Here is a 6,611-nt window from a genome sequence, read left to right as displayed (position 1 = left end):
TATGTGAGTAACAGATGTTTATTATTTTTATACGAGACAACAAATTAATATACTTTTGTCTACGCTCTGAGAGGAGTAGCCCTTATTGGGCTGCTCCTCTATACTTTCGGCAAACTGGCCATGACGCCGTTATATAATTTCAACAAGATATAAAGAATACAAGACAGAAACAGGCTCCAAATAATAATCTCAAATGCAATTAAACCGACTGTGCTGCTCAGTGTCATGAACTTTGTTAGTTTGAACACGATGTAGATGAAATAAATGAATGTCGTCAGGATGAAGACGAGCAAAAGGATGGTGACCGATTGGATTCCGACAACAGAAGTCAGGGCACCGAAAAAATAAATGACATTACCGCCCTTCGCCTCGCTATATGACTCACCTTTCGCGTCCTTCGAAAAAAACAGCATGGCTGTTTCATGAATCGTTTCTGCAATGAGTTTCAACGCAGAAAACAGCATAAAAAAAACAAGTGCATAAATGATAAGCAAGAAGAGCCGGAGCTGAGCATCCGTCAAAAACTCCCGCATTCCAGCATAAAGCCCGATTTCCTGAAAAAACCCGACCGATGCACTTACTGTATAAACACCAAACGTTAAACTGAATAGTGATATGGTAACAAAAGGCAAATAACCGAACAAATATGGATTCCTCATTTGACACCCCAAAAAATATTATCATTTTCTATAATATAGGAAGAGAGTCGACTTTAGCAATAAAGTGTCGACATCGCCTATGCAAATATGCCCGAATTACGTTATACTTTTAAGCAATGTAAGGAATTTTGATTCAGTTGTTGGAAGGAGGATTTTCTTGGAATTCGTATTACTGATTTTCTTGCCGATTGTGGCTGCCTTATTCATTCCCCTTTTATTTAAAAGAATGAAACGTATACATACTGGTTGGTTTGTTCTGGCAGTCCCTCTCGTACTGTTTCTCTATTACGCAACATATATCCCGTCCACAATGGATGGCGGACATGCTATATCCGAACTGCAGTGGATTCCATCCATGGGCATTTCATTTGTCTCCTACATTGATGGGCTCAGCCTGCTTTTCTCATTGCTGATCACAGGGATCGGATCACTTGTTGTACTTTACTCCATCTTCTATTTGGATAAAAACAAGGAGAAGTTAGGTAACTTTTATGTCTATCTTCTCCTTTTCATGAGCGCCATGCTCGGAGTCGTACAGTCCGATAATGTCATCTCCCTCTATCTGTTTTGGGAATTGACGTCGATTTCTTCATTTCTTTTGATCGGCTACTGGTTTACCCGGGACCGTTCCAGATTCGGTGCATTGAAGTCCATGATGATCACTGTTTTTGGCGGTTTGATGATGCTCGGGGGATTCGTCCTTCTCGGCATTATGGGGGATACATACTCCATTCGTGAATTGATTGCGTCCGCTCCTGATTTTGTTGGGCATGACTATTTCACTCTCGCGCTAGTTCTTCTATTGCTCGGGGCGTTTACGAAATCAGCACAGTTCCCGTTCTACATTTGGTTGCCCGATGCCATGGAAGCGCCGACTCCGGTCAGTGCTTATCTCCACTCTGCGACAATGGTTAAAGCAGGACTGTATTTAGTAGCTCGCTTCACGCCAATCTTTGCTTTTTCAGAGGTCTGGGTATGGCTTGTAACTGGAATCGGTTTGCTCACCCTTTTCTGGGGTTCGTTATTTGCTGTGAAACAAACGGATTTGAAAGCGATTTTAGCTTTCTCAACCGTCAGTCAACTCGGATTGATCATGTCCCTTCTCGGTGCGGGAGCAATTACGTTCCACTCGGATGATACGGTATTTAAATTCGCCATGTTCGCGGCAATTTTCCATTTGATCAATCATGCGACGTTCAAAGGAAGTCTTTTCATGATTGCAGGCATTGTTGACCACGAAACCGGGACACGGGATATCCGGAAACTGGGTGGCTTGATGAGCATCATGCCTGTCAGCTTCACTGTCGCATTTATTGGTTCCATGTCGATGGCCGGTCTTCCGCCATTCAATGGATTCCTCAGTAAAGAGATGTTCCTGCAATCGATGGTGGCGATCCGGCAGTTCGAACTGTTCCAATTCGACACATGGGGCATCCTGTTCCCTGTCATCGCATGGATTGCTAGCGTTTTCACGTTTGTCTACAGCTTCTATTTTGTGTTCCGAACGTTTGCAGGTAAGCGCAAAGAAGGCCAGCTGCCTCAGGAGCCGCATGAAGCACCTGTCGGCATGCTCATTTCTCCTGTCATTCTCGGAGTTTCGGTAGTCGGAATATTCTTTATTCCTAACCTTGTTGCAAAGTGGCTAATAAAACCGGCTGTTGCAGCGATTCAGCCGAATTTATATTCACAGCCTGGTGACATAGATATCCATGTAGCTGCCTGGCATGGTTTTAAATCAGTTGAACTATGGCTGACAGTGGGCGTCATTATAGTTGGAGCCTTGCTCTTCATCTCGCTATCCAAATGGCAAAAGGTGTATGGCTTGCAGCCTGCCAAGCTTTCTCTAAATGCCTTGTATGACGGCATGATGAATTTCAGTGAAAAAGGGATGAATCGGATTTCCCGTTTCTATATGACCGGGTTGATCCGTACGTATATGATTTACATCTTCTCTTTCATCAGCATCGCCGTTCTTGTCATCTTATTCACGCAAGACGCGTTTGTCGTTGATATGGACAGTTTTGCGCATATTGGAGTCTATAGTGTGATCAATGCTGTCATCTTACTATTGGCCGTGTGCTTCGTCTTGTTATCGAAAACAAGACTGGCAGCCATCATCGCTCTTGGCGCTGTCGGCTATTCAGTCGCCTTGTTCTTCGTCATTTTCAAGGCGCCAGATTTGGCGTTGACGCAGCTCGTCATCGAAACCGTATCAGTCGCTCTGTTCCTGCTCGCATTCAAGCATTTGCCTGCTCTAAAGGATCATGGTGAAACGGTAAAAACGAAAATGACGAATGGCATTGTCGCAATAGGGGTCGGAATCACAGTGACATTGGTTGCTTTATCAGCCCACTCTCAAAAGCTGATTCCATCCATTGCTCAATTCTACAAAGACACAGTGAAGACCGAGGCGGGTGGCGGAAATATTGTAAACGTTATCCTGGTGGATTACCGTGGTTTCGATACATTGTTTGAAATTGCCGTCTTATCGATCGCCGGTATCGGCGTGCTAGGCATGATTAAGCTTCGCCTTGGAAGAAAGGAGAATTCGGATGAGAACAAATGATGTCATATTGCAAACGACAACAAAAGTTGTCTTTTTCATCATTTTCCTTTTCGCCATCCATATTTTCTTTGCGGGCCACTATACGCCAGGTGGCGGATTTGTTGGCGGATTGCTGACGACAGGAGCCCTTGTACTGCTGTTGCTCGCATTTGATTTGAAAACGGTCCAAAAGGCATTGCCTTTCAATTTTGTTATTGTCATTGGCATCGGACTGCTGCTGGCTCTCGGCACAGCGGCTGGCTCCATCCTTTTCAATGTTCCTTTTTTCACCCATGCCTTTGACGACTTTACGCTCCCCCTATTCGGGGAGACCTCCCTCCATACAGCGATGCTGTTTGATGCGGGAGTCTACTTGGTTGTTGTCGGATCAGCGATGACCATCATCCAATCGATTGGAGGGGATGCGTAATGGAATTGCTAATGGCGATTCTAATCGGTATTTTGTTCACGGCAGCTGTCTACCTTATCTTATCCAGAAGCCTGTTGAAAGTGATTTTAGGCACCGGGCTATTGAGCCACGGAGCGCATTTGCTCATTTTGACAATGGGAGGGCTTGGCGGTTCTGCCCCTCCTGTACTGGATAAAGAAGCTACCGATTTTGCGGATCCTTTGCCGCAAGCTCTGATTTTGACAGCGATTGTTATCAGTTTTGGAGTGACAGCTTTTATGCTCGTCCTTGCATACCGTACGTACGGCGAACACAAAACAGATAATATGAATTTGATGAGAGGAAATGACGAACATGATTAATCTACTTTTGTTTCCTATCATAATTCCATTTCTCTTTGCCATCGTGCTGCTGTTTTTCAAGGAACGGATCGTGTTGCAGCGAGTATTGGCTGCAGTTGGCCTGATCGCTGCCCTGGCAGCTTCCTTGTTTCTCGTTCACTCCGTTAAACAAGATGGCGTGCAAACGATTACGCTTGGCAGCTGGCCTGCTCCTTTCGGTATCTCGATGGTGTCGGACATGTTTTCAGCCTTGCTGGTCACGACGACAATCATTATTACGCTGCTTGTCGTCATCTATAGCTTCACTTCCATAGGGGAGGCCAGAGAGCATTATTTCTATTACTCGGCAATCCTCTTCATGGTTACTGGTGTGAATGGTGCATTCACGACAGGTGATATTTTCAATATGTTCGTCTTTTTTGAAGTGCTGCTCATTGCTTCTTATGTTTTGATTGTTCTTGGTGGAGAAAAGAGACAGTTGCGTGAGTCTATCAAATACATATTGATCAATGTCGTTTCATCTGCTTTATTCGTCATTACAGTCGCCTACTTGTATTCTGTTGTCGGAACGCTGAATATGGCCGATATTTCGGTGAAAATTGCTGAGATTGGCCAGCCGGGCATTATTACGGTCATTGCCGTGCTGATGCTCATTGTGTTTGGGATTAAAGGATCTATCTTCCCACTCTACTTCTGGCTTCCTGGTTCTTATGCGGCACCGCCGATACCTGTCCTGGCTCTGTTTGGAGCTTTGCTGACAAAAGTCGGGGTGTATGCGATCATGCGGACCTACACTTTATTTTTCGTCCACCATACGGACTTTACACACGGGCTTCTGATGGTATTATCCATTTTGACGATCATTGCCGGATGTATTGGTGCCCTTGCTTATTTCGACCTCAAACAAATTGTCATTTACAATATCGTCATTGCGGTCGGAGTCATCTTGTTCGGCGCTGCACAAATGAACGAATCGGGTCTTTCCGGCGCTGTCTTTTATTTACTTCATGACATGCTGATCAAAGGGGCTTTGTTTTTCTTGATCGGGATGATCATTTATGTGACAGGCACTTCCGATTTGCGAAAAATGGGTGGTCTGATGAAGACTCATCCATCACTAGGCTGGTTTTATTTAATCGCGGCATTCGGCCTGGCCGGCATCCCGCCTTTGAGCGGCTTCATCGGAAAGCTGCTTATTGTGGAAGGGGCATTCCAAGCTGACCATATATGGGGAAGCATTGTCGTCTTGGCTTCCAGTCTTGTTGTGTTACTATCTGTCATCCGTATTTTCATCTACGCGTTTTGGGGCGAACCTCAAGCATTGCCTTCAGTGAAGCGGAAACCGTACAGACGGATGATGGTTCCAACTGTTGTGCTCGTCGTTCTCTCTGTCCTCTATGGTGTCGGGACAGAATGGCTTCTCCCTTACATGACGGATGCATCGAATGTATTACTACAACCATCCATCTATATTGATGCGGTGTTAAAGGAGTAGATGTCGATGGCCTTTCAAATATTATTAAATGTTTTTATCGCAGTCACTTGGATGTTCATGACGTCTTCCTTCAGTGCTTCGACTTTCGTAATCGGGTACCTGATTGGATTGATCCTCCTCTTTTTGACACGGCGATTTTTCAAAAGCAGGCTTTATGTCTGGAAGCTTTGGGCTGCGCTCAAACTGACCTTGCTTTTCCTGAAGGAATTGACGCTCTCCAACATTTCGGTCTTCATGCTCGTTATCCGGCCGAAGTTGAATCTCCAGCCAATGTTTTTCGCATTGCCGACTGAGCTGGAGCATGATTGGGAGATTACGCTGTTATCCAGCCTTATCACATTGACTCCAGGTACAATAGTGGTCAATGTATCGGATGATCAGCGGACGCTTTATATTCATGCGTTGGATGTTGACGATGTGGATGAAGCGATCGAATCCATTAAAAACTCTTTTGAGAAAGCGATTATGGAGGTGAGCCGCGCATGACGATATTCATTTGGATCAGTATGATTGTGGTCTCTCTATCCATGGCCGGCCTGATGTATCGTGTATTCAAGGGGCCGTCTGTGCCTGACCGGCTCATTGCGCTGGACGGCATCGGTGTCATGCTCATTTCAGCAATTGCGCTGCTTTCGATATTGTTCGATACGAGATTTTATATCGATGTGATTTTGCTCATCGCTATTATTTCCTTCATCGGAACTGTATCGTTCTCCAAATTCATTGAAAGAGGGGAGATTATCGAACGTGAGCGTCATCATTAACATTCTAATTGTCATTACAATTACCGTAGGCGTTGTTTTTACGGCTGTTACGACCATAGGGATACTTCGGTTCCCTGATGTCTATACAAGGGCTCACGCAGCCTCTAAGAGTGCCACACTGGGTGTCATGAGTATCCTGCTTGGTGTATTCATTCACTTCTGGTATAACGAGGGACATTTCAGCATTCAACTGCTGTTAGGTATCATCTTCTTGTTCGTGACCTCTCCGATCGGCGGACATTTGATGAGCCGGGCGGCTTATATGGCAGGTGTGAAACCAACTGAATTGACAGTCGGGGATGACCTGAAGGAAGTTGTCGAGAAAGCCAAGAAGGAAAGCGGTTCATTAAAATCCGAAGATCAATAACAAAACGCGCAAAGAGAACGTACTTGTTCCC

Annotated in this window: 8 protein-coding genes; 7 read left to right on the top strand and 1 reads right to left on the bottom strand. The window is 45.1% G+C overall.

From position 1 onward, the window contains the following. Positions 1-98: 98 nt before the first annotated feature. Positions 99-659: a YufK family protein gene (locus ACSW3C_RS17310; protein ID WP_486564042.1), complete on the bottom strand. Its 561-nt coding sequence runs from the start codon at positions 657-659 to the stop codon at positions 99-101. 157 nt (positions 660-816) lie between these two features. On the opposite strand from ACSW3C_RS17310, the gene ACSW3C_RS17305 reads away from it, so the two are divergent. From ACSW3C_RS17305 to mnhG, 7 genes are read left to right on the top strand one after another with little or no spacing between them, the layout of a single operon-like run. Beyond that, positions 817-3,225, top strand: coding sequence for a Na+/H+ antiporter subunit A (locus ACSW3C_RS17305; protein ID WP_486564041.1), 2,409 nt, complete (start codon positions 817-819; stop codon positions 3,223-3,225). After that, complete coding sequence (locus tag ACSW3C_RS17300) at positions 3,212-3,634, top strand: Na(+)/H(+) antiporter subunit B (protein ID WP_238081052.1); 423 nt, start codon at positions 3,212-3,214, stop codon at positions 3,632-3,634. The genes ACSW3C_RS17305 and ACSW3C_RS17300 overlap by 14 nt, the downstream gene beginning before the upstream one ends. Further along, positions 3,634-3,975, top strand: coding sequence for a Na(+)/H(+) antiporter subunit C (locus ACSW3C_RS17295; RefSeq protein WP_486564040.1), 342 nt, complete (start codon positions 3,634-3,636; stop codon positions 3,973-3,975). Before ACSW3C_RS17300 ends, ACSW3C_RS17295 begins: the two co-directional genes overlap by 1 nt. Then, the gene (locus ACSW3C_RS17290) at positions 3,968-5,449 is read left to right on the top strand and encodes a Na+/H+ antiporter subunit D (protein ID WP_486564039.1); all 1,482 of its coding nucleotides are present in this window, start codon (positions 3,968-3,970) and stop codon (positions 5,447-5,449) included. The genes ACSW3C_RS17295 and ACSW3C_RS17290 overlap by 8 nt, the downstream gene beginning before the upstream one ends. A gap of 6 nt (positions 5,450-5,455) precedes the next feature. After that, positions 5,456-5,935 carry a Na+/H+ antiporter subunit E gene (locus ACSW3C_RS17285; RefSeq protein ID WP_486564038.1) on the top strand — a complete coding sequence of 160 codons (480 nt, stop codon included), beginning with the start codon at positions 5,456-5,458 and terminating at the stop codon, positions 5,933-5,935. Further along, positions 5,932-6,213 (top strand): Na(+)/H(+) antiporter subunit F1, encoded by a 282-nt coding sequence (locus ACSW3C_RS17280; protein WP_238081044.1) that lies wholly within the window; start codon positions 5,932-5,934, stop codon positions 6,211-6,213. Before ACSW3C_RS17285 ends, ACSW3C_RS17280 begins: the two co-directional genes overlap by 4 nt. After that, positions 6,197-6,580 (top strand): monovalent cation/H(+) antiporter subunit G, encoded by a 384-nt coding sequence (gene mnhG, locus ACSW3C_RS17275; RefSeq protein ID WP_238081041.1) that lies wholly within the window; start codon positions 6,197-6,199, stop codon positions 6,578-6,580. Before ACSW3C_RS17280 ends, mnhG begins: the two co-directional genes overlap by 17 nt. Positions 6,581-6,611: the final 31 nt, after the last annotated feature.

This window comes from Sporosarcina sp. AD_1 (assembly GCF_057373025.1).
Note: the sequence above shows the minus strand (reverse complement) of the source record. Positions and strands in the feature narration are given on the sequence as shown.